We start from the raw sequence: 19,162 nt of genomic DNA, 5'->3' as shown, positions 1-19,162 counted from the left end.
GGACTAAGCCGCTCGCGCGGCAATGGCGCTTGTGGCTGGCGGTGCGTTTCCTGATCGACGTCGGTTCTTTGTGTCTCGGGTTCCTGGCCTGACGATTGAGACTTCTCAATCTGATGGACAGGAGGGTCCGATGACAGAGGAGAAGACCACCGCGCTGCGTGAGCGGATGATCGAGGACATGCGCATCCGCGGGATGGGCGACAAGGCGCAGCAAGGCCACATCCGGGCGATCAAGGATTTCGCGGCCTTTCTGGGGCGCTCACCCGACACGGCGACGCCGGAGGAGTTGCGGGCCTACCAGCTACACATGACCAATGCCGGGGTGACGCCCTCGACATTCAATGTCCGGATCATCGCGCTCAGGTTCTTTTTCGGGATCACCTGCGGGCGCGAGGAGATGAAGCGGTACATGCAGTTCCAACGCAAACCGCAGAAGCTGCCGGTCGTCTTGAGCGTCGAGGAGGTCGCCGACCTGCTGGCCGCGGCTCCCGGGCCCGGGCTGAAGTATCGGGCGGCGCTCAGCATCAGCTATGGCGCCGGGCTGCGGGCGTCGGAGGTGTGCCACCTCAAGGTCACTGACATCGACAGCGAGCGCATGCTGATCCACGTCGAAGAAGGCAAGGGCGGCAAGGATCGCAAGGCCATGCTATCGCCGGGCTTGCTGGATCTGCTGCGCGATTACTGGCGGGAGGCGCGTCCGCGGGGATGGTTGTTTCCCGGCAAGCCGAAGATCAATCCGATCTCGCCGCGCCAGCTCAACCGGGCCTTCACCGCGGCCAAGCACATGGCGGGCATCGCCAAGCCCGCAACGCTGCATACCCTGCGCCACAGCTTCGCCACGCATCTGCTGGAGGCGAACACCGACGTGCGGGTGATCCAGGTTCTGCTCGGCCATGCCAAGCTGAGCAGCACCGCCCGCTACACCCACGTCGCCACCAAGTTGATCCGCGACACCATCAGCCCGTTCGAGCGCCTGAAGCAGTTGGAGGATCTCACCCTGAGGCGTCGGCTGGAATGAAGCGCGCGCCGGGGTGCCCCGGCAAAAGCTGGAGATCGCTGACATCTTCCGAGCCTATGGGCCTGCGTGGCGGCGAGCCAATGCCGGGCATGTCAGCCTGACCCAGCTCAAGGTCATGGCGGCGATCGAAGCCTGCCGAACCGAGGCGCTCGGCGGGCATGTGGCGGCTTGCACCAAGTGCGGGCATAACCACATCGCCTATAATTCCTGCAAGAACCGGCACTGTCCGAAGTGCCAGGGCCCCGCGGCGCGCGACTGGATGGCCGCCCGCGCCGAAGACCTGCTGTCGGTCGAGTATTTCCACGTGGTCTTCACCCTGCCGGCCGAGATCGCGCAGATCGCTTACTGGAACAAGAAAGCTGTCTACGACCTGCTGTTTCGGGTATCGGCCGAGACGCTGAGCACTATCGCCGCCGATCCCCGGCAGCTTGGCGCGCACATCGGCATGACCAGCGTGCTACACACCTGGGGATCGGCGCTGATCCATCACCCGCATGTGCACATCATCGTGCCCGGCGGCGGGCTGTCGCCGGATGGCACGCGGTGGATCTCATGCCGCCCCGGGTTCTTCCTGCCGGTGCGGGTTCTGTCGCGACTGTTCCGGCGGTTGTTTATCGCAGGGCTGCGGGCACTGCATTGCGCCGGCGATCTGAGGTTCTACGCTGATCTGACAGCTCTCGCAGAGGCTGACGCGTTCGCCGCCTGGCTGTGCGCAAATCAGAATGGGTCGTCTATGCCAAGCCGCCGTTCGGCGGTCCCGAAGCGGTGCTCGCCTATCTCAGCCGCTATACCCACCGGGTGGCGATCTCCAACAGCCGTCTGATCAGCGCCGATGCCGAGACCGTCACCTTCCGCTGGAAGGACTACCGGATCAAGACCGGCGACCGTCAGAAGGTGATGCGGCTGGCCACCGACGAGTTCATCCGCCGCTTCCTGCTCCATGTGCTGCCCGACGGTTTCCACCGCATCCGCCATTACGGCCTGCTCGCCAGTGCGGGCCGCAAGACCAAGGTCGCAAAGATCCGCGCTCTGCTCGGAGCGGAAACGGCCAAACACAATGATCCGCCAAGCGCTGAGACGATCCCGCTCACTCTGAGACAGCCATGCCCCGAGTGCGGTGGCCCGATGCGCATCATCGAGATCTTCCGACGCGGTCAGAAACCCAGAGCCCGGGCGCCACCGAGAAAGCAGGCCGCATGACAAGGTGCCCGTCACATTGGCCAAAGCCGACCCGAAAACACTCTGCATTCCGGGATCGGATCGCTTTGCGCCCAATAACACTGAGCATCGCAAAAGCGTCGAAATCGGCACCAACGAGACCGCCAGATCTGCTTCCGATCATCGCCTCCCACACCCTCGGGTCGGCGCCTTTGCGTCTGTCGGCAGCGCCGAAGTCCACAACAGACGCCCGCGGCCCCGCGCTTTCCCCATAGGTCCCACCCAGCCTCCGCGGCTTCCTCCTTCCAAGGTTTGTCAACGCGGGCCGCCCAACGCCAGCGGCAAACGTCGCGCTGCGGCCCGCATCGAAAAACCTTCAGGACTGCGGAAGTTCGAGCGAACGAGCGGATCGGCGGCTAAGCGGGACCTTTCGGCCATTCGTGCCGGCCCGTACTAGCTCGCGGTGGCGGCGGGGCGTGGCCGACGCGCGGGCACATGCACGCGGTCGTCAGGACGCCGAATGGCAACGACTACGGCAAGGATTTGCTGCGCCACCACCACGAAGCACACACCCATGATCCAGGGCACGGCCACCGCCAACCCTTCGGAACAAGAGTTGCGCGACATCGTACCCTAAGGCTCAACGAAACATGAACTTCCGAGTCGGAACGCTTGAGAGGGAAGCGGATTCCAATTGACTATTCGGGGGTAACGTGTCGCGTCCCCTCGACCTAGCTCCCCTCGCATGTCCCGCCAACTGCTTCAATTGCTCGGCTTACCCGCACTGCAATGCTGTTGGATGAAGTCCGACAGGAAGGTTGAAGCGTGAACGCACCTCCGATGCACAGCGATCGCCTGAGGCACTTTCGAGAATGTCCCCTCAACAACGCGGAAACCTGGATTCTCTTCGCAGAAACGTGACAGGGACTCGGTCAAGCCCGCAGCCGCATCGCACTGGGACGATACAAGCATGTCCAGGGCGGAGGCGGGATTTTCAGTGTGGAGGAGGATTGCATTTTTAATCTGTCGCTCAAGCTGCTTTGTATACGCAGCGGTTCTGGCGGCGGCAATGCGCACCCCTTCGACGTCGACATGCCCCACGCTGCCCAGCGGGCTACTGTCTGGCACCAGAAAGCTGGCGGTCACCGTGGTATAGGGGGGCGAGAAGGAGAACCTGTCGGCACGTGACGGATCGGAAGCGATGAATGCAACGTCCCACTCGTTGCCTTCGGCAACCGCAAGAATGTCAGCGGCCGATCCGTATTGAACCAGCGACAAACCGCAGTCGAGTTCTGCCGCAAGTTCGATCGCGATCTGCGCGCTCGGCCCTGTTAAAGAGCCTGTCACTGGATCGAGTTGGACAAGTGCGGCATTCGACATGTTGACCGCCGCTCTGATTACTCCCGTCGGTGCGATTTCAGTGAGGAGTTCATCACGTTTCGGCATCGCGGTACGCTCCTCGCGATGCAAATCGTGCCGCGAGTGCTTCCGATCCCCTTGCCAGAACAGCGACATCGACACCAACGGCAGTAAATAGTGTTCCCAGTGAGATGCACCGTGCCGCGAACTTCTCATCCGGGGTAAGAATGCCCGCAGGCTTGCCCAGCGCTTTCAGGCGTTCAATCGCGTCGACAATTGCATCGACCACTTCCGGGTGGCTTGGTTGGCCCCTGTGTCCGAAACTCGCTGCCAGGTCTGCCGGTCCTACGAATACCCCATCCACTCCCTCTACCGAGGCAATCGATTCGAGGTTGCCAAGCGCTTCCCGCGTCTCAACTTGCAGCAACAGACAAATTTCCCGTTCCGCATTTTGCGCATAGTTCGCAACTCGGCCGAAACGAGTGGCACGCGTCAGGGCAGAAACACCACGAATTCCATCCGGAGGATATCGCACCGCCGCGACTGCGGCTTTCGCCTCTTCCGCGTTCTGAACGTAGGGAATGAGCAGTGTCTGAACGCCAATATCCAGGAAACGTTTGATGAGAACGGGGTCGTTGATGGCCGGGCGGACGACTGGGGAAACGTCGTATGGTGCGACCGCTTGTAATTGTGGCAGAACGGTCAGAACGTCACCAGGAGAATGTTCCGTGTCGAACAGGAGCCAATCGAAACCTGAAGGCGCGACGATTTCCGCGGCGTAGTTTCCCGGCAGGCCACACCACAGGCCGATCTGACTTTGACCAGCAAGGAGCTTCCGCTTGAACCGATTGACAGGATGTTCCATCTAGCACCTCACACGAACGACACGCCGATGGAGCCGACAGGGCCATAATCGGCCTGAATGACATCACCTTTCGCGATATCGACAGGACGCGTGAAGGAGCCGGCCAGGACTATTTGTCCCTTCTTCAGGCCACCGCCCACAGCATGAAGTTTGTTGACCAGCCACGCGATGCCGGCTGCCGGATGTCCCATGATCGCCGCCGACACGCCCGACTCCTCGATGATGCCGTTCTTGGACAGAGTCGCTCCGACCCAACGGATATCAATGTCCATCGGGCGAATTATACGGCCGCCAACGATGAGGGCGCCGAAAGCCGCGTTGTCCGCAATGGTATCGGTGATCGCTCGCGGGACTTCGGTCCGGTAGTCGATGATCTCGAGCGCCGGGACAACGAACTCGGTCGCACGCATGACGTCATAGATCCTGGTGCCCGGCCCGACGAGATCCTCACCCATAACAAAGGCCAGTTCGACCTCGAGGCGCGGCTTGATAAACAAGTTAGCCCTGATCTGCGCTCCGTCGTTGTAAAGCGCATCGTCAAGAATGCAGCCGTAGTCCGGCTCCGTCATCTTCGAAGCCATCTGCATTGCGCGTGACGTCAGGCCAATCTTATGCCCGACGATCCGTGCGCCCTTGGCTACCCTTGCCTCCGCCCACAAAGCCTGAATTCGGTAGGCGTCTTCGAGTTCGAGGTTCGGGTAGGTCTCGCTAGGCTGTGTGATCGGCTTGCGCTCGATTTCAGCTTTGAGCAGCGCGTCTGCCGCGGCCCGGCGTTCTTCTTCGGTGATCATATCGTTTGCTCGGCTGATCGTGATTTATTTGATCGGGGGACGCGGCAAAACGGCTTCGCCGGGCTCCATGACATAGGTGTAGTCGAGCGAGAACCACGGACCAGAAATATCCGCTTCGGCCGGATGGGGCTCCTCATGACGAATGAAGTCGCCGGTCAGCGCTGCCGTGACACCGAACTGAACATCGGAGTGGATGTTCGGGTCGCTGGGGTCGAAGACCTGGGAAATCAGCGTCTTGTATCCGTGCTTGAAGATCAGTGCGTGCAGGTGCGCTGGTCGGTACGGATGGCGTCCCTGAGCTTTGAGCAGGCGTCCGACCACGCCATCGACCGGTATCGGATACCCGACCATCTTGACTGTCCTGAACCAGAACCGACCTTGCTCGTCGGTCATGAATTTGCCGCGCAAGTTCATCTCGGCCTGGTCCGGGTCCTGGTTTTCATAAAGACCGACGGGAGATGCATGCCACACATCCACTTCGGCGCCGGCAATTGGCTTACCGTCGCGATCAACGACCTTGGCATGCACGAACAAGGGAGTGCCCGGCGTCTCGGATCGGATGATCGACCCGCCATTTTCGACTCGCGGAGAGTTGAGGCGCCAGAATGGGCCCAACAGCGACTGGGAGGTCTCAGTCTGTCCTCTGTCGCCATTGTTCAGCAGGCAGACAAGTGAAGACACGCCTAGGGAACCGGCTATCAGCACAAACTCGTTGTGGTGATCAGTATGCAGCTTCCCGATCTCATTCAGAATGGCTGTCGCCTCCCGAAACTCGACCTCCGTCAGTCGAACCTCGCGCACGAAGGCATGAAGATGCTTGACCATCGCGACGAGGATTTCTCGCAGGCGGGGGTCTTCAGTGCGATTCATCACAGCAAGGACGGCTGGCGTCAGATCGCTTTCAGTTTTGATCACCATGTGGGCTACCTCCCGATTTCCCGACTATCAAAATAATCGATTATCTGTCAAGGCCGCCGTACATTCGCGCGGCGCCAATGGGGCGAGAAAAAACAGGGTATCCGAATGCAGTATGTTGATATTATTACATAATAGTTGCGCAACTGAGCTAAAGTTTTAGATTTTTGCAGATTGCAGCGTACTCAAGTTGACATTAATAATCGTTTATTATATCGATCATCGACAATTAGTTGGGCCTTGGGAGGAACAATGGTACCGCATGACGACGGCGCATTTGCTCCGACGACAGAAGATGCTCCATCGTCTTCTGGCTTTCTCGACGACGGCAAAAACACAATTGGGAGCCAGCTTGCATCCCGTCTTCGTGAGGCGATCATCTCCGGTGAGCTTCAGGCCGGCAGCAAGATCAATCTCGACAAGGCGCGCAAGACGTTCAATGTAAGCCTCAGTCCGCTGCGTGAAGGGTTGGCGCGGCTGATATCGGACGGTCTAGTGGAGTTCGAGGACAATCGCGGCTACCGCGTTTCACCAATTTCCTTGGCCAATCTGGAAGAGGTCACCACCCTGCGCGAAGAGTTTGAAGTCTTTGCGCTTCGCGAGTCCATGCGGCTCGGCGATGTGGAGTGGGAGGGCAACGTCATGCGCGCGCTGCATCGCCTTAACCGCACCGAGCGTGACGCTGCTCGGCCAGAGACACTGGAGCGCTGGGAAGAGCTCCACCGCGAATTTCATCTGACACTCATATCTGGCTGCGGGAAGCCGATCCTGCTCCATTTCTGCAGATTGCTTCTTAATCTCAATGACCGTTATCGCCGGGTGTTTCTGACCCGCACGTCGGGTGACCGCAACGTCAGTCAGGAGCACAGTGAGATTGCTCAGGGAGCCGTCGCGCGGGATCTGGACTATTCGTGCGACATGTTGCGTCAGCATATCCACCGCACGGGAACCAATCTGCGCAATCACCTCGCGACAAAGGGGATCTTGTGATGACCGTCGCGACGCCAAGACCGGGCCTTGAATTGGGCGTGGCGCATTTTTCATCCATCGCGCTGCCGCCCAAGGAATTCGCCCTGACGGCTGCTCGGGCGGGTTTTGCGTCGATAGGTCTGCGTCTGCACCCCGCCTTTCCCGGAGCCCCTTTCTACGAGTTGCCGGTGGGCAGCCAGAGTGCCCAGGAGTTCAAGACAATTGCCGATGGCGAAGGCGTCAAGGTGTTCGATATCGAGTTCTTCGTGATCGACGAGAGCTTCGTTGCGGTCTCCCATGAGGCGACCGTGGCAGCCGCTGCGAACATAGGGGCGCGCCGGCTGAGTGTCTGCGGCGATGATCGAGACGGCGGCCGTCTTGCCGCAAACTTTTCTGAGTTTTGCGCCCTCGCGGCGCGATATGGCATGTCAGTCGACATCGAAAACATGGGCTGGCGGACGGTAAGAACCTTTGGCGACAGTGTTGCGGTCGTGAATTCCTGTGGAGCAGGGAACGCTGGTGCCCTCGTTGACGGGATTCACTTCTTCCGAAACGGCGCCTCGATCGACGAGCTTCGCGCAAATGCAGGGAAGATAAAACACGTCCAGCTTTGCGACGTCCGCGGGCCTGCTCCCAAAACATCGGACGCAATGATCGCCGAGGCGAGAAGCGGCAGGCTCGCTCCTGGAGAAGGCGAATTGCCATTGAAGGACCTCTGGGCGGCAACCGAATACGGCGCTGCCATCTCGGTTGAAGTGCCACTCGTCGGGCCGGTGAACCCGGAGGCACATCTAAAACATCTGCATGACAGCGCACTGGGGATTTTGAAACCGGATCATTGATCCGGCGCCGACGCGGCGTACGCCGGTCGGAGGGAGGAAGTCTTACATGACTTATACGTTTGATTTCGGTGCGGTCCTCGACCGCGCCCCGGAATTGCTATGGGGTTCGCTTGGAACGCTTGGCCTTGCGTTGGCTGGGATGCTCCTCGCACTCGTCATCGGAGTCCTGGGCGTTGTTGCAAGGACTTCCAAGAGCGAGATCATGCGCACTCTCGTTATCGTGTTCGTCGAGGTCGTGCGTAATACGCCATTCCTGGTGCAGATCTTCTTCATATATTTTGCCCTTCCTCTCATGGGCATCCGCCTCAATCCGACCGTTACGGCGATCATTGCCCTCGGCATCAATGGTGGGGCGTACGCAATCGAGATCATCCGAGGCGGGGTCGAGAGCGTGTCGCGCGGCCAGATCGAGGCAGGTTTCGCACTTGGTCTGCACAAGGCGGACATCTTCCGGCTCATCGTGCTCAAGCCGGCGCTGCGGGCGATTTATCCCTCGCTCACAAGCCAGTTCATCATGCTGACACTGACAACGTCTGTCTGCACGTCAATCGCCGCCTACGAACTGACTTCGGCCGCTCAGCGCATTGAGTCTGACACCTTCCGCAGCTTCGAAGTCTATTTCACGGTGACCGCTATCTACTTGGTTATCTCGACGCTGATGATGGGCCTCTTTGCCCTCATTTCTCGCCACTACTTCAACTACCCGACGCGATAGGAGGCAGCCATGGGTCCCATCGGCGGAAATGAATTCTTCTTTTTGATGCAGGGTTTGAAGTGGACCGTGCTGCTCGCGATCGTGGGGTTCATCGGTGGGGGGATATTCGGAATCCTGATCGCGCTGCTGCGCACCTCGAAGACGAAAGTCGCCCGGAGGATCACCGCAGGCTATATCGGCGTCTTCCAGGGCACGCCCCTTCTGATGCAGCTCTTCGTTGTCTATTACGGCGTTGCGCTGTTGGGCATCGAGGTCAGCGCGTGGATCGCGGTCGCAATCGCCTTCACGCTCCATGCCAGTGCTTTCCTGGGAGAGATCTGGCGCGGCTCCATCGAGGCTGTGCCGAAGGGCCAGACGGAAGCCGCCAACGCCCTCGGTCTGCATTATGCCTCGCGGATGAAAGACGTCATCTTGCCGCAGGCCCTGAAAATCTCGATGCCGGCCACAATCGGCTTCCTTGTCCAGCTCATCAAGGGCACGTCGCTGGCAGCAATCGTCGGCTTCATCGAACTCACTCGCGCCGGTCAGATCATTTCAAACCAGACCTATCGTCCGCTGCTCGTCTTCGGGATCGTCGGCGCAATCTACTTCATCATTTGCTGGCCGCTCTCCCATGCCGGAAGTGGCCTCGAAAAACGGATGGCGAAAGCTGCCCGCTAACGCTTCGCTCGAAGCAAAACTCTTGAGGAGGAGAATAAGCATGCATAACAATCGTAGGAATTTTCTCGGACTTGCATTGGCAACGGTTGCCTTCGCAACCTTTGGCGCTGCCGCCGCCTCTGCGGCAACTGTAGAGGAAATCAAGGCAAAGGGCACGCTTGTGGTCGGCATCCAGGGCGACAATGCGCCATGGGGGTTCGTCAACACAAGCGGCGTGCAGGACGGCTTCGACGCTGACGTCGCCAACCTTTTCGCCAAGGAATTAGGCGTGAAGGTTCAATTCCAGCCGCTCGCCGTTGCCAACCGAATTCCGGCGCTTACGACCGGCAAAGTCGACATCCTGTTCGCAACGATGGCGATGACGGAAGAACGTGCGAAATCAATTCAATATAGCAAGCCCTACGCCGCCAACACGATTTCGCTTTATGCCGCGAAGTCCGACACGGTTACGAAGCCTGAAGACGTTGCGGGATGGGAGATCGGCGTTCCGAAGTCCAGTTCGCAGGATAAGGCGGTAACCGACGCCGTCGGATCCACCGCAACGGTCCGCCGCTTTGATGACGACGCTGCAACCATCCAGGCTCTGATCTCCGGACAGGTAAAGGCGGTTGGCGGCAACCAGTTCTATGGTCAGCGTCTGGATGCGGCGAGTGCCGGCACCTACGAGCGCAAGATTAACTTTCTGACGACCTACAACGGCGTCGGGACCCGTCTCGGCGAGAAGGACTGGAACGAAGCCGTCAACGTCTTCATCGACAAGATCAAGGCCAATGGTGAGCTTGCCGCCATCACGAAGAAGTGGATGGCGATCGATCTGCCGCAGTTCCCGGAATCCATTCCGAACATCCCGTTCACCGTCAATTAAAGCCCAAATGGAGGGTTCCGTGCTCAATTCCGCAAAAGATCAACCGACGCTGATTTCCCTTGAGGACGTGCAGAAGTGGTACGGCGCTTTCCATGCCTTGAAATCCATCAGTCTGTCGGTCCGCAAAGGCGAAAAAATCGTCCTCTGCGGGCCGTCAGGCTCCGGGAAATCAACGTTAATCCGCTGCATCAATGCCCTCGAAACGATCGAGGAAGGTAAGATCGTCGTCGAGGGTCAGGTACTGGACGGAAGCACCAAATCCGTCGATGCGATACGTCGCGAAGTGGGAATGGTCTTTCAGAGCTTCAATCTCTTCCCGCACATGACCGTACTTCAGAACTGTACACTCGCCCCGATGCGTGTTCGAGGCACAAGCCACCCTGATGCAGAGCGACTGGCCCGAAAATATCTCGAGCGCGTTCGAATCCTTGATCAAGCGGAAAAGTATCCTGCGCAGCTATCCGGCGGACAACAACAACGCGTTGCCATCGCGCGCGCGCTTTGCATGGAGCCGAAGGTCATGCTCTTCGACGAACCGACCTCTGCCCTCGATCCTGAAATGGTGAAGGAGGTGCTCGACACCATGATCGGGCTCGCCCGTGACGGCATGACGATGATCTGTGTCACGCACGAAATGGGGTTTGCCCGTCAGGTCGCTGATCGCGTCATCTTCATGGCCTCCGGAGAAATCGTCGAAGAGGCCGAACCGGAGGTCTTCTTCAAGTCTCCCAAGCACCAACGCACGAAAACCTTCCTCGGCGAAATCCTGGCCCACCACTGACGTTCGAAAGCGATACCAATGCACGACAAGAAATTCCTCGTGGGACTGATCGGTGCCGACATCCAAACGTCAAAGTCCCCGGCCCTCCACGAAATGGAGGCTCGACACCAGGGCCTCGATTACCGCTACGAGCTTCTCGACTTCGCCGAGCGAGGCCTTCCCGCCTCGGCGCTGCCGGACCTCCTAGACGAGGAAGAGCGGCGCGGTTTTGCCGGGAGCAACATTACACATCCGTGCAAGCAGACGGTGATCGCCCACCTCAATCGCCTTTCCGAGGATGCAGAGATGCTCGGTGCGGTCAACACCGTGGTCTTTCGCAACGGCGAGAGGATCGGCCACAACACTGATTGGTACGGTTTCTACGAGAATTTCCAGCGTGGCCTTCCGCACGTCGCGAAGTCGCATGCCGTCCTGCTTGGCGCCGGCGGCGCCGGTGTCGCCGTGGCGCATGCCGCAATCAAGCTCGGTATTAAGAGAATATCGATCTTTGACCAGGATTCGAAACGGGCAGAAACCTTGGCTGGACAGTTGAGCGATCGGTTCTCAAGGGATTGTGCGCGTGCCACGACGGATGTCGGCAGCGCCCTGCGCTCCGCGGACGGCCTCATCCACGCGACGCCGACGGGTATGAAGAGCCATCCTGGTTTGCCGATCGACCCGGAATGGCTTCTGCCACGGCATTGGGTCGCCGATATCGTCTATATGCCGCTCGTCACAGAGCTCCTTGCGCTCGGCGAAAGAAAAGGCTGCCGGACCCTTCGTGGCGGCGGCATGACCGTCTATCAGGCAGCAGCGGCTTTCGAATTGTTCACCGGGATAGCACCGGACGCAGAGCGCATGTCCCGTCACTTTATGGACTTGTGCCGCCTGTCGGCTTGATGGGGAGATCCCAAATGCCGCATATCATCATCGATTATAGCCGGGGCGCAGGCGAGCATGTAGCCATGGACCGGCTGACGCTGACCGTGCATCGCTGCGTTCGCGATGGCGGCATTGTGAAACCTTCCGCCGTGCGCACGCTTGCGCGGGAGGCGACATACTCCTGCGTGGGCGATGAGCATGTCGATAATCATTTCATCCAAATCATCGTGCGGATGGCACCGGGTCGTACTGCAGAGACCAAGCAAAAACTGCTCACTGCCGTTCTCGACGCCGCGCGGGCGATCGCCGCGCCTGCACTCGAAGCTGGGAGACTCGGCTTGCGTGCCGATCTCTACGAGTCGGACCCTGATTTTGCTGTTCAAGCAATCGCGTTCGTCTGACCAGGACGACGTGCTCAAGAAGGACACTATGCTATGAGCTTGATCTACGTTCTCAATGGACCAAACCTCAACCTGCTTGGCAAACGCCAGCCGCACATCTACGGGCATGAAACGCTCGCAGACGTAGAGGCGGACTGCCGCAAGCTGGCAGCCGAGCTCGGCCACGAAATCCGCTTTCATCAGAGCAACCGGGAATACGAGATCATCGATTGGATTCATGAGGCGCGCGAGGAGGGTGCGGGCATCGTCATCAATCCCGCAGCCTTCACCCATACCTCACTCGCCATCCTCGACGCTCTGAACACATTTGAAGGGCCTGTGATCGAGATCCACATCTCCAATGTGCACAAGCGCGAAAGCTTCCGACACCATTCGTTCGTTTCGCACCGCGCGGACGGCGTGATCTGCGGCCTTGGAACAGAAGGATACCAGCTTGGCATTCGGCGCGTGGCGACAATGATCAAGGCGGCGGGCAAGGGCTGAGCTGACCATGACCCAACGGGTTAAGCTGGCCGTAGTTGGGGCAGGCCTCATCGGTAAGCGCCATATTCAGCACGTCCTGACCGAGTCCTCGGCGCAACTCAGTGCCGTGGTCGATCCCACGCCGGTTGGCGCGACCATTGCCAAGGAAGCCGGCGTGAAGTGGTTTACAAGCTTCGCAGACATGATTGCCGCAGACCGACCTGACGGGATCATCGTGGCTACGCCCAACCAGACTCACGTCCAGAACGGGTTGGAAGCCGTTGAAGCCGGCGTTCCCGCACTCATCGAGAAGCCTATCGCCGACGACATTTTATCCGGGGAAACGCTGATCGCAGCGGCTGAGGCAAAAGGTGTTCCTCTTTTGACCGGCCATCACCGTAGGCACAATCCGGTGATGCATAAGGCAAAGGAAATCATCGAAAGCGGGAAGCTCGGCCGCGTTCTTGTTGTCAATGCGATGTTCTGGCTATTCAAGCCCGACGACTACTTCGACATCTCGTGGCGTCGTGAGCGCGGTGCGGGGCCGGTTTTCCTCAATCTCATCCACGATGTCGATAATCTGCGCTACCTTTTCGGCGATGTGGCTGCGGTTCAGGCACGCGAGTCCAACGCGGTGCGCGGCAACGCAGTTGAGGAAACGGCTGTGATCCTGATCGAGTTCAAGAATGGAGTTTTGGGAACTGCGACAGTCTCGGACGCGGTGGTTGCACCGTGGAGTTGGGAGATGACAAGCGGAGAGAATCCGGCTTACCCCAAAACCGAGCAATCCTGTTACATGATCGGAGGAACGCACGGGTCGTTGGCTGTTCCGTCGCTCGAGGTCTGGCGCAATCCTGGTAAACGGAGTTGGTGGGAACCATTTGACCAAACGCGTATCGAGGTCGACCACGTGGACCCGCTCGTTCTGCAGATCAGGCAATTCTGCAAGGTGATCCGCGGAGACGAACCGCCGCTTGTCAGCGGGCGTGAGGGGCTCGAAACCTTGAGGGCAGTCGATGCGGTAAAACGCTCGGCGGCAACGGGAGAGCGTATCGAGTTGAACTGACACCGAGTAGTGTAACCGCCTGCTCGCTTCGCGTCTCTTTGCATCCGATGCGATGAGAACGCCGGCTCAACACCGACGTTAGGCATCGCGCTTCTGGCGTAGGAAATCGTCGCCGCTCTGTCTTCGCCGCCATCGAAACGCGCTTGCTTCGGCAACGACGCAACGCTTCATCGAGTTTCTGGGTGATTTCACCTTTCGCCGCGAACGCCCGTGCTGGCCGTTCCTGTGGGAAGGCCGGGAAGTCGCCCAAGCGGTCACCGGAAGCCTGGTCGTCAACAATGGCGAGACCATGAAACAGATGGTGCTTGCCGGAGCCGGCATTGCCCGGCTGGGACTGTTTCACGTCGCGGCCGATATTACCGCCGGAAGGCTCGTGCCTCTGCTCGAGGACTGCAAACCAGGCGATCTCGAATTGATCCACGCCATCTATGTCGGCGGCGGGCCACTGCCGCATCGGGTTCGAGCCTTCATTGAGTACATGATCGAGACGCTGGAGCAATCGCCGCTCCTGGAGGGGTATCCTAACGCAGCGTAATGGCGACTCCGATAGAAGTCGTCAGTAGCGCTCGAACCGCTAGGCCACGCGAAGGAGACCGGCAAGAGTGTGCTGCAGGTTAGCGCTCAATTTGCTCATCCAATGTCCGACCGTCTCCCTTATCATTGGCGCGCAACGACGAGCGCGGATAGGACCCACGTGCGATCTGGTCGTCGATCGCACGTGGCCCGCAATAATCAAGGAGCAAGCGCCGTCGGTCCCACCTTGATCAGTTTGTGCGGATGCCGTGAGCTGTAAACAGGTGGACCCTTCTGATGTCGGGAACGAGCGTAATCGGCTGGCCGGGCTGAAGATCGATCCGGTCGCGGAGCACGAGGTTCACGTCCGCCGGACCAAGCTTCGCCAGCACGTGGGTTTCGGAGCCGGTCGGCTCGACCACGAAGACGGTGGCCGCTACACCTTTGTCGGCGATCGTCAGATGTTCCGGACGGACGCCGTAGACCGCCGCCGTAGCGCCTTGATAGCCCTTAGGCATTGGAAGCGCCACCCCGCCATCGGTGACGAACTGCCCATTGACGATCGCCCCCTCGAAGAGGTTCATCGCCGGCGAGCCGATGAAGGTCGCAACGAAGGTATTGGCCGGCCGGTCGTAGAGCTCGAGCGGCTTGCCGATCTGCTCGACGTTGCCGCCGCGCATGACGACGATCCGGTCGGCCATCGTCATCGCCTCGATCTGGTCGTGGGTGACGTAGACGGTGGTCGTTTTCAGCCGCTGATGCAGGTCCTTGATTTCGGCGCGCATCGTGACGCGCAGCTTGGCGTCGAGATTCGAGAGCGGCTCGTCAAATAGGTAGACCTGCGGCTGACGCACGATCGCCCGTCCCATTGCCACGCGCTGGCGCTGGCCGCCGGAAAGCTGTTTCGGCAGCCGATCGAGCAGAGGTCCGAGCGCCAGGATGTCGGCCGCTTCGCGCACGCTCTTTTCAATCGTCGCTCTGTCCTGGCCCTTCAGCTTCAGCGCGAAGCCCATGTTTTCCGCGACGGTCATATGCGGATAGAGGGCATAACTCTGGAAGACCATGGCGATGTCGCGCTCTTTCGGCGCGACATCGTTGACGATGCGACCACCGATGCGGATCTCGCCGCCGCTGATGTCCTCGAGCCCGGCCAGCATGCGCAACAGGGTCGACTTGCCGCAGCCGGAGGGGCCGACGAGGGTGACGAACTCGCCATCTTCGATGTTCATGGAGATGTCATGAATCACCGGAACGGCGCCGTATTGTTTGCGAACCTGATCGATCGAGACGGATGCCATGAAATTCCTCCCTTTGATTGCCTGTCAGAGCTTGAGCTGCCACATGCTAGCCGCGGCGACATTGTCTTTGGGTGCCCTGAGGCGAGCGGAACGCACACTCGCAAATCCGGGCAAGCGCTTGGTCCCGGTCCATCGGCCGTTGTCGGCAAAGACCTCGATCGAGCCGACGTCGAGGAATATGCGCAGCCTCGAGGGCCTGGCGCCGGCCGCGATGTAGCGGGGTAGCAATTTGCCGTCCGGAACGTCGTAGAGGATGCTCAGGCCCTCAGCATCGAGCCGGACGCCGAGCTCGACGTCGGGATGGTCGAATTCGAGATCGAAGCTGGCGCCGGGCGCGGTGAGATCGATGACGATCTCGACGGCTCCATTGGTGAGCTCGACCTTGTCTCCGGCAAGCAGCCGGCGCTCGTCGACCAACTCCTGGCGCAAGCTGCCGACCGCATCGATCGGCGGCGTCAGCAACACACCATCCTCGAGCACGACCCGGCGCGGGAGCGTCATGGCGGTTGGAAAGTCGACCTTCTTCGAAATCTCCGTCCAGTTGGCGAGCCAGGCGATGCCGACCGGGCCGGAATGGTCGACGAAAGCCTGGAAGGCATAGGCATCGGTTGCGAAGTCGAGTTCCTGCTCGAATTCCTTGACGAAGGTACGGCCGTCGAAGCGGCCGACCGTTGCAAGGGTTATATTACGTCGCGCCGTTGCCGGATCGCGGCTGGTGAGCAGTCCGAAGATCAGCGCCCAACGGGTTTGCGAGTCGTCGGCGGGACCACCGAGCGGCACGATGCAGGGGCATTCGGCCGCGGTCATGCCGAAGCGGTTTTCGCGGTGGAGAATGCTGACGAAGTTCCACCCCGTGGCGGCATCCGGATCGGAGGTCTCGTAGAGCAAGATGACGCCGCCCGCGTGATCGCGGCTGCCGACGAGCATCTTCCAGCGGCCGTCCGGGCCTTTGATTACGTAGGGGTCACGGAAATCGAGCGTCAGGTCGAGGCCGGCGGGCCGTTCCGGCAGAACGATCTCCGCCGGGCTGGCGCTGATCTGGTCACGGCTGACGGCGGTCAACTGGATCTGCTCTTCCGGCTTGCGGTCCTTGACCTGTTCGGTGAAGAAGACACGGATCCCCTCTCCAGCAAGCGGAATTGCCGATCCGGAGAAGGCGCCGCCGCGGCCGTCGGCACGAGCAGAGAGTTCCGCCGACGGAAACAGGAACATCGGCAGGTGCTTCCAGCGGAGGTAATCGTCGGAGACGGCATGGCCCCAATGCATGGTGTTCCAGCGGAGACTATGGGGGTAGTGTTGGTAGAAGAGATGAACCTTGTCGCCGAAACGGCCGAAACCGTTCGGGTCGTTCATCCAGCCGAACGGTGGACGGAAATGATAGCTGCCAGGTACGCCGGGTGTGGAATTGGCCTCGCCGCTGTAAAGAACAACGATGCCCTTTTCCAGAACGTCCGACTCCGAAAAGGCATAGACGACGGAGAGGCTCGTGATCGCGGCGTCGTAGCTAAAAGAAGTTTCGCCGGCTGTTTCGATCAGCAGCGCCCGGAACTCGAACTCCTCGGTGTTTCCCGCCGTCAGGCGGCCGATTTCCTGTCCGTCCTGACTCGCTATCAGCTCGGCCGGCGTAATCGTATCGACCGGCTTCAGCCAAGCGTGGAGCGTAGCCCCGCCCGGCAGAGCGGCGCTGAATGTCTTCAGGCCGCCGCCGAGGGGCGAGGAGAGGATTGCATGGCTTGTCATTGATCAACCTTTCACGGCGGAGCCAACAAAGGAACTTACGAACCAGCGCTGGAAGGCGAGATAGAGGGCGAGGATCGGGATCATCATCAGGACGGAGGCCGCCATCGCGCGGTCCCAATAGATGCTGTCCTGACCGAAGAAGGTGGCGATGGCGACGGCGATTGGCCGGGCATAGTCGGTCTGCGTCACCAGGATCGGCCAGAGATACTGGTTCCAACTCTCGATCCCCATCAGAATCGAGACGGTGGCGAGCGCCGGCAGGCTCAACGGCAGGAAGATCGAACGGTAGATTCGAAACACCGAAGCACCGTCCATCTCGGCCGCTTCGAAGAGCTCCTTCGGAAGCTGGGCGAAGAACTGGTAGAACAGGAAGATATAAAGGGGGCTGGCGACCCAGGGCACGATCTGCACCGCGAAAGTGTCGGTCATCCCGGCGCGCGAGACCATGATGACGAGCGGCATGATGATGCTTTCCTGGGGGATCACGTAGAGGGCGATGACCAGCGACAGGACCAGGGCGCGGCCGCGCAAAGTACCCCAGGCCAACACGAAACCGGCCATCGAGTTGACGATCAGACCGGCGCCCACCGTGCAGGCAAGAATGAACAAGGAGTTCAGAAGATAGCGGCCAAAGGCGAGTTCGCCGGAGAGATTGCTCACCTCGGCGAAGTTCGAAAGCGTCGGGTTGGAGACCCAGAAGGCGCGGAAACTGCCCATATCGGCCAGAATCTGGAAGCGGTCGTCCTTGAGGCTCGCGATCAGCAGCATGAACAGCGGCGATATGATCACCAGCGCGATGACGAGGATGCAGGCGGTCTGTACAAGGCGCAGCGAACCGATAGCGGAGCGCTCGCGCTGTACCTCGGTCTGCAGTGTGGGGATGGCGAGATCAGACATCGAAACGCCTCAGGAGCTGGCGCTGAACGAGCGCAATGACGAGAACGATGAGGAAGAGAATGACCGAGACGGCCGAGGCATATCCAAGCTTCTGCTCTTCGAAGCCGGCGCGCACCATGTAGTGCACGACGGTCTCGGTGCTGCTCCTCGGGCCGCCCTGCGTCAGGATCGCAACCTGGGTATAGAGCTTGAAGGCCTGAATGGTGGTGATCACCAGCACGAAGACATGCGTCGGTCTCAGACCCGGCATGGTCACGTGCCAGAAGCGCTGGAAGGCATTGGCGCCATCAATCCTGGCCGCGTCATAGAGCTCGTCGGGAATGCCCTGCAGGCCGGCGAGATAGACGATCATCTGAAAGCCATAGGCCTGCCAGGCCGACAGAAGCACGATCGAGAACATCGCCCAGTTCGGATCGCCGAGCCAGTCGATCGGCTGGATGCGGCCGCCGGAAAGAAAGCCGATCACCTGGTTAAATGGCCCCGTCGGATATTGGAACAGCGTTCCCCAGATGACGCAGACGACGACCATCGAGGTGATTGCCGGCAGGAAGAACAGGCCACGGAAGAAATTGCGGAGCGGCAGCTTCTGGTGGAGCAGCAGTGCGGTGGCGAAGGCAAGGCCGCATTGCACCGGCAGGATCCAGAAGGTGAAGCGCGAGACGTTCCAGAGGGAGGTCCAGAACAGATCGTCCTTGAAAATGCGCAGGAAATTGGTGAGCCCGACGAAGCGGACCGGCATCGGTCGCGGCACCAGTGGCTGGTTGGTCATCGCCGTCCAGAACGACAGGAGGAACGGCACGACAAGGAAGATCGTCAGCAGGGCCACGGCCGGGGCGAGCATGCCGATCTCCTGGAACAGGCGGGCCCTGTCTCTTCGCCAGGCGGGGCGCGTCGCGACAGCCGTCGCCGGCAGCGCCGGTTGCTGCAGGGTCATGATCTCCTCCTCATTTCAAGATGCGTCACTCGTCGATCGGCTGCCGCGGCCG

Annotated in this window: 19 protein-coding genes and 2 pseudogenes; 13 read left to right on the top strand and 8 right to left on the bottom strand. The window is 60.1% G+C overall.

All coding sequences use genetic code 11. From position 1 onward, the window contains the following. The first annotated feature begins 130 nt into the window (after window positions 1-130). Together GHK62_RS21095 and GHK62_RS21090 are read left to right on the top strand one after the other, a co-directional pair. Window positions 131-1,018, top strand: coding sequence for a tyrosine-type recombinase/integrase (locus GHK62_RS21095; protein WP_153437046.1), 888 nt, complete (start codon window positions 131-133; stop codon window positions 1,016-1,018). 13 nt (window positions 1,019-1,031) lie between these two features. After that, a pseudogene (locus GHK62_RS21090) lies at window positions 1,032-2,218 on the top strand (IS91 family transposase). A gap of 720 nt (window positions 2,219-2,938) precedes the next feature. Here the strand turns inward: GHK62_RS21090 and GHK62_RS21085 are convergent. From GHK62_RS21085 to GHK62_RS21070, 4 genes are read right to left on the bottom strand one after another with little or no spacing between them, the layout of a single operon-like run. Next, window positions 2,939-3,622: a transporter substrate-binding domain-containing protein gene (locus GHK62_RS21085; protein WP_153441060.1), complete on the bottom strand. Its 684-nt coding sequence runs from the start codon at window positions 3,620-3,622 to the stop codon at window positions 2,939-2,941. Then, complete coding sequence (gene hpaI / locus GHK62_RS21080) at window positions 3,609-4,400, bottom strand: 4-hydroxy-2-oxoheptanedioate aldolase (RefSeq protein WP_153441059.1); 792 nt, start codon at window positions 4,398-4,400, stop codon at window positions 3,609-3,611. The genes GHK62_RS21085 and hpaI overlap by 14 nt, the downstream gene beginning before the upstream one ends. A gap of 8 nt (window positions 4,401-4,408) precedes the next feature. Continuing rightward, entirely contained in the window at window positions 4,409-5,191 is a 783-nt protein-coding gene (locus GHK62_RS21075; protein WP_153441058.1) for a fumarylacetoacetate hydrolase family protein, read from the bottom strand. A gap of 24 nt (window positions 5,192-5,215) precedes the next feature. Beyond that, on the bottom strand, window positions 5,216-6,109 hold the full coding sequence (locus GHK62_RS21070) for an intradiol ring-cleavage dioxygenase (RefSeq protein ID WP_153441057.1): 894 nt from the start codon (window positions 6,107-6,109) through the stop codon (window positions 5,216-5,218). Window positions 6,110-6,358: 249 nt separating this feature from the next. Here GHK62_RS21070 and GHK62_RS21065 point away from each other — a divergent pair, with 249 nt between their 5' ends. From GHK62_RS21065 to GHK62_RS21015, 11 genes and pseudogenes are all read left to right on the top strand, one after another. Beyond that, the gene (locus GHK62_RS21065) at window positions 6,359-7,096 is read left to right on the top strand and encodes a GntR family transcriptional regulator (RefSeq protein ID WP_153441056.1); all 738 of its coding nucleotides are present in this window, start codon (window positions 6,359-6,361) and stop codon (window positions 7,094-7,096) included. After that, on the top strand, window positions 7,096-7,917 hold the full coding sequence (locus GHK62_RS21060) for a sugar phosphate isomerase/epimerase family protein (RefSeq protein ID WP_153441055.1): 822 nt from the start codon (window positions 7,096-7,098) through the stop codon (window positions 7,915-7,917). Before GHK62_RS21065 ends, GHK62_RS21060 begins: the two co-directional genes overlap by 1 nt. A gap of 46 nt (window positions 7,918-7,963) precedes the next feature. After that, window positions 7,964-8,632, top strand: a complete 669-nt coding sequence (locus GHK62_RS21055) for an amino acid ABC transporter permease (protein WP_153441054.1) — start codon at window positions 7,964-7,966, stop codon at window positions 8,630-8,632. 9 nt (window positions 8,633-8,641) lie between these two features. Further along, the gene (locus GHK62_RS21050) at window positions 8,642-9,292 is read left to right on the top strand and encodes an amino acid ABC transporter permease (protein ID WP_153441053.1); all 651 of its coding nucleotides are present in this window, start codon (window positions 8,642-8,644) and stop codon (window positions 9,290-9,292) included. Window positions 9,293-9,332: 40 nt separating this feature from the next. Further along, entirely contained in the window at window positions 9,333-10,157 is an 825-nt protein-coding gene (locus tag GHK62_RS21045) for a transporter substrate-binding domain-containing protein (RefSeq protein WP_153441052.1), read from the top strand. 7 nt (window positions 10,158-10,164) lie between these two features. Next, the gene (locus GHK62_RS21040; RefSeq protein ID WP_153441061.1) at window positions 10,165-10,938 is read left to right on the top strand and encodes an amino acid ABC transporter ATP-binding protein; all 774 of its coding nucleotides are present in this window, start codon (window positions 10,165-10,167) and stop codon (window positions 10,936-10,938) included. Window positions 10,939-10,956: 18 nt separating this feature from the next. Beyond that, the gene (locus tag GHK62_RS21035) at window positions 10,957-11,817 is read left to right on the top strand and encodes a shikimate dehydrogenase (RefSeq protein ID WP_153441051.1); all 861 of its coding nucleotides are present in this window, start codon (window positions 10,957-10,959) and stop codon (window positions 11,815-11,817) included. A gap of 14 nt (window positions 11,818-11,831) precedes the next feature. Then, complete coding sequence (locus tag GHK62_RS21030) at window positions 11,832-12,200, top strand: 5-carboxymethyl-2-hydroxymuconate Delta-isomerase (RefSeq protein WP_153441050.1); 369 nt, start codon at window positions 11,832-11,834, stop codon at window positions 12,198-12,200. 33 nt (window positions 12,201-12,233) lie between these two features. After that, window positions 12,234-12,683, top strand: coding sequence for a type II 3-dehydroquinate dehydratase (gene aroQ, locus GHK62_RS21025; protein WP_153441049.1), 450 nt, complete (start codon window positions 12,234-12,236; stop codon window positions 12,681-12,683). 7 nt (window positions 12,684-12,690) lie between these two features. Then, on the top strand, window positions 12,691-13,728 hold the full coding sequence (locus tag GHK62_RS21020) for a Gfo/Idh/MocA family protein (protein ID WP_153441048.1): 1,038 nt from the start codon (window positions 12,691-12,693) through the stop codon (window positions 13,726-13,728). Window positions 13,729-13,915: 187 nt separating this feature from the next. Continuing rightward, window positions 13,916-14,263: pseudogene (locus tag GHK62_RS21015) on the top strand (LysR substrate-binding domain-containing protein); the annotation flags it as partial. A 229-nt stretch (window positions 14,264-14,492) separates the two neighbouring features. Here GHK62_RS21015 and GHK62_RS21010 read toward each other — a convergent pair. The 4 genes from GHK62_RS21010 to GHK62_RS20995 are packed head-to-tail and all read right to left on the bottom strand — an operon-like array spanning window position 14,493 to window position 19,110. Continuing rightward, complete coding sequence (locus GHK62_RS21010) at window positions 14,493-15,539, bottom strand: ABC transporter ATP-binding protein (RefSeq protein WP_153441047.1); 1,047 nt, start codon at window positions 15,537-15,539, stop codon at window positions 14,493-14,495. Window positions 15,540-15,563: 24 nt separating this feature from the next. Next, window positions 15,564-17,279, bottom strand: coding sequence for a glycoside hydrolase family 32 protein (locus tag GHK62_RS21005; protein WP_153441046.1), 1,716 nt, complete (start codon window positions 17,277-17,279; stop codon window positions 15,564-15,566). A gap of 3 nt (window positions 17,280-17,282) precedes the next feature. Next, the gene (locus GHK62_RS21000) at window positions 17,283-18,176 is read right to left on the bottom strand and encodes a carbohydrate ABC transporter permease (RefSeq protein ID WP_153441045.1); all 894 of its coding nucleotides are present in this window, start codon (window positions 18,174-18,176) and stop codon (window positions 17,283-17,285) included. After that, window positions 18,169-19,110: a carbohydrate ABC transporter permease gene (locus tag GHK62_RS20995; protein ID WP_153441044.1), complete on the bottom strand. Its 942-nt coding sequence runs from the start codon at window positions 19,108-19,110 to the stop codon at window positions 18,169-18,171. Before GHK62_RS20995 ends, GHK62_RS21000 begins: the two co-directional genes overlap by 8 nt. Window positions 19,111-19,162: the final 52 nt, after the last annotated feature.

Origin of the sequence: Sinorhizobium terangae, assembly GCF_009601505.1 — a bacterium.
Classification (GTDB): Bacteria; Pseudomonadota; Alphaproteobacteria; order Rhizobiales; family Rhizobiaceae; genus Sinorhizobium; species Sinorhizobium terangae.
Note: the sequence above shows the minus strand (reverse complement) of the source record. Positions and strands in the feature narration are given on the sequence as shown.

Bases quoted from the DNA above. Each gene is read 5' to 3' on its own strand.
- GHK62_RS21095 (WP_153437046.1), top strand. From the start codon at position 131: ATGACAGAGGAGAAGACCACCGCGCTGCGTGAGCGGATGATCGAGGAC.
- GHK62_RS21085 (WP_153441060.1), bottom strand. From the start codon at position 3,622: ATGCCGAAACGTGATGAACTCCTCACTGAAATCGCACCGACGGGAGTA.
- hpaI (WP_153441059.1), bottom strand. From the start codon at position 4,400: ATGGAACATCCTGTCAATCGGTTCAAGCGGAAGCTCCTTGCTGGTCAA.
- GHK62_RS21075 (WP_153441058.1), bottom strand. From the start codon at position 5,191: ATGATCACCGAAGAAGAACGCCGGGCCGCGGCAGACGCGCTGCTCAAA.
- GHK62_RS21070 (WP_153441057.1), bottom strand. From the start codon at position 6,109: ATGGTGATCAAAACTGAAAGCGATCTGACGCCAGCCGTCCTTGCTGTG.
- GHK62_RS21065 (WP_153441056.1), top strand. From the start codon at position 6,359: ATGGTACCGCATGACGACGGCGCATTTGCTCCGACGACAGAAGATGCT.
- GHK62_RS21060 (WP_153441055.1), top strand. From the start codon at position 7,096: ATGACCGTCGCGACGCCAAGACCGGGCCTTGAATTGGGCGTGGCGCAT.
- GHK62_RS21055 (WP_153441054.1), top strand. From the start codon at position 7,964: ATGACTTATACGTTTGATTTCGGTGCGGTCCTCGACCGCGCCCCGGAA.
- GHK62_RS21050 (WP_153441053.1), top strand. From the start codon at position 8,642: ATGGGTCCCATCGGCGGAAATGAATTCTTCTTTTTGATGCAGGGTTTG.
- GHK62_RS21045 (WP_153441052.1), top strand. From the start codon at position 9,333: ATGCATAACAATCGTAGGAATTTTCTCGGACTTGCATTGGCAACGGTT.
- GHK62_RS21040 (WP_153441061.1), top strand. From the start codon at position 10,165: ATGGAGGGTTCCGTGCTCAATTCCGCAAAAGATCAACCGACGCTGATT.
- GHK62_RS21035 (WP_153441051.1), top strand. From the start codon at position 10,957: ATGCACGACAAGAAATTCCTCGTGGGACTGATCGGTGCCGACATCCAA.
- GHK62_RS21030 (WP_153441050.1), top strand. From the start codon at position 11,832: ATGCCGCATATCATCATCGATTATAGCCGGGGCGCAGGCGAGCATGTA.
- aroQ (WP_153441049.1), top strand. From the start codon at position 12,234: ATGAGCTTGATCTACGTTCTCAATGGACCAAACCTCAACCTGCTTGGC.
- GHK62_RS21020 (WP_153441048.1), top strand. From the start codon at position 12,691: ATGACCCAACGGGTTAAGCTGGCCGTAGTTGGGGCAGGCCTCATCGGT.
- GHK62_RS21010 (WP_153441047.1), bottom strand. From the start codon at position 15,539: ATGGCATCCGTCTCGATCGATCAGGTTCGCAAACAATACGGCGCCGTT.
- GHK62_RS21005 (WP_153441046.1), bottom strand. From the start codon at position 17,279: ATGACAAGCCATGCAATCCTCTCCTCGCCCCTCGGCGGCGGCCTGAAG.
- GHK62_RS21000 (WP_153441045.1), bottom strand. From the start codon at position 18,176: ATGTCTGATCTCGCCATCCCCACACTGCAGACCGAGGTACAGCGCGAG.
- GHK62_RS20995 (WP_153441044.1), bottom strand. From the start codon at position 19,110: ATGACCCTGCAGCAACCGGCGCTGCCGGCGACGGCTGTCGCGACGCGC.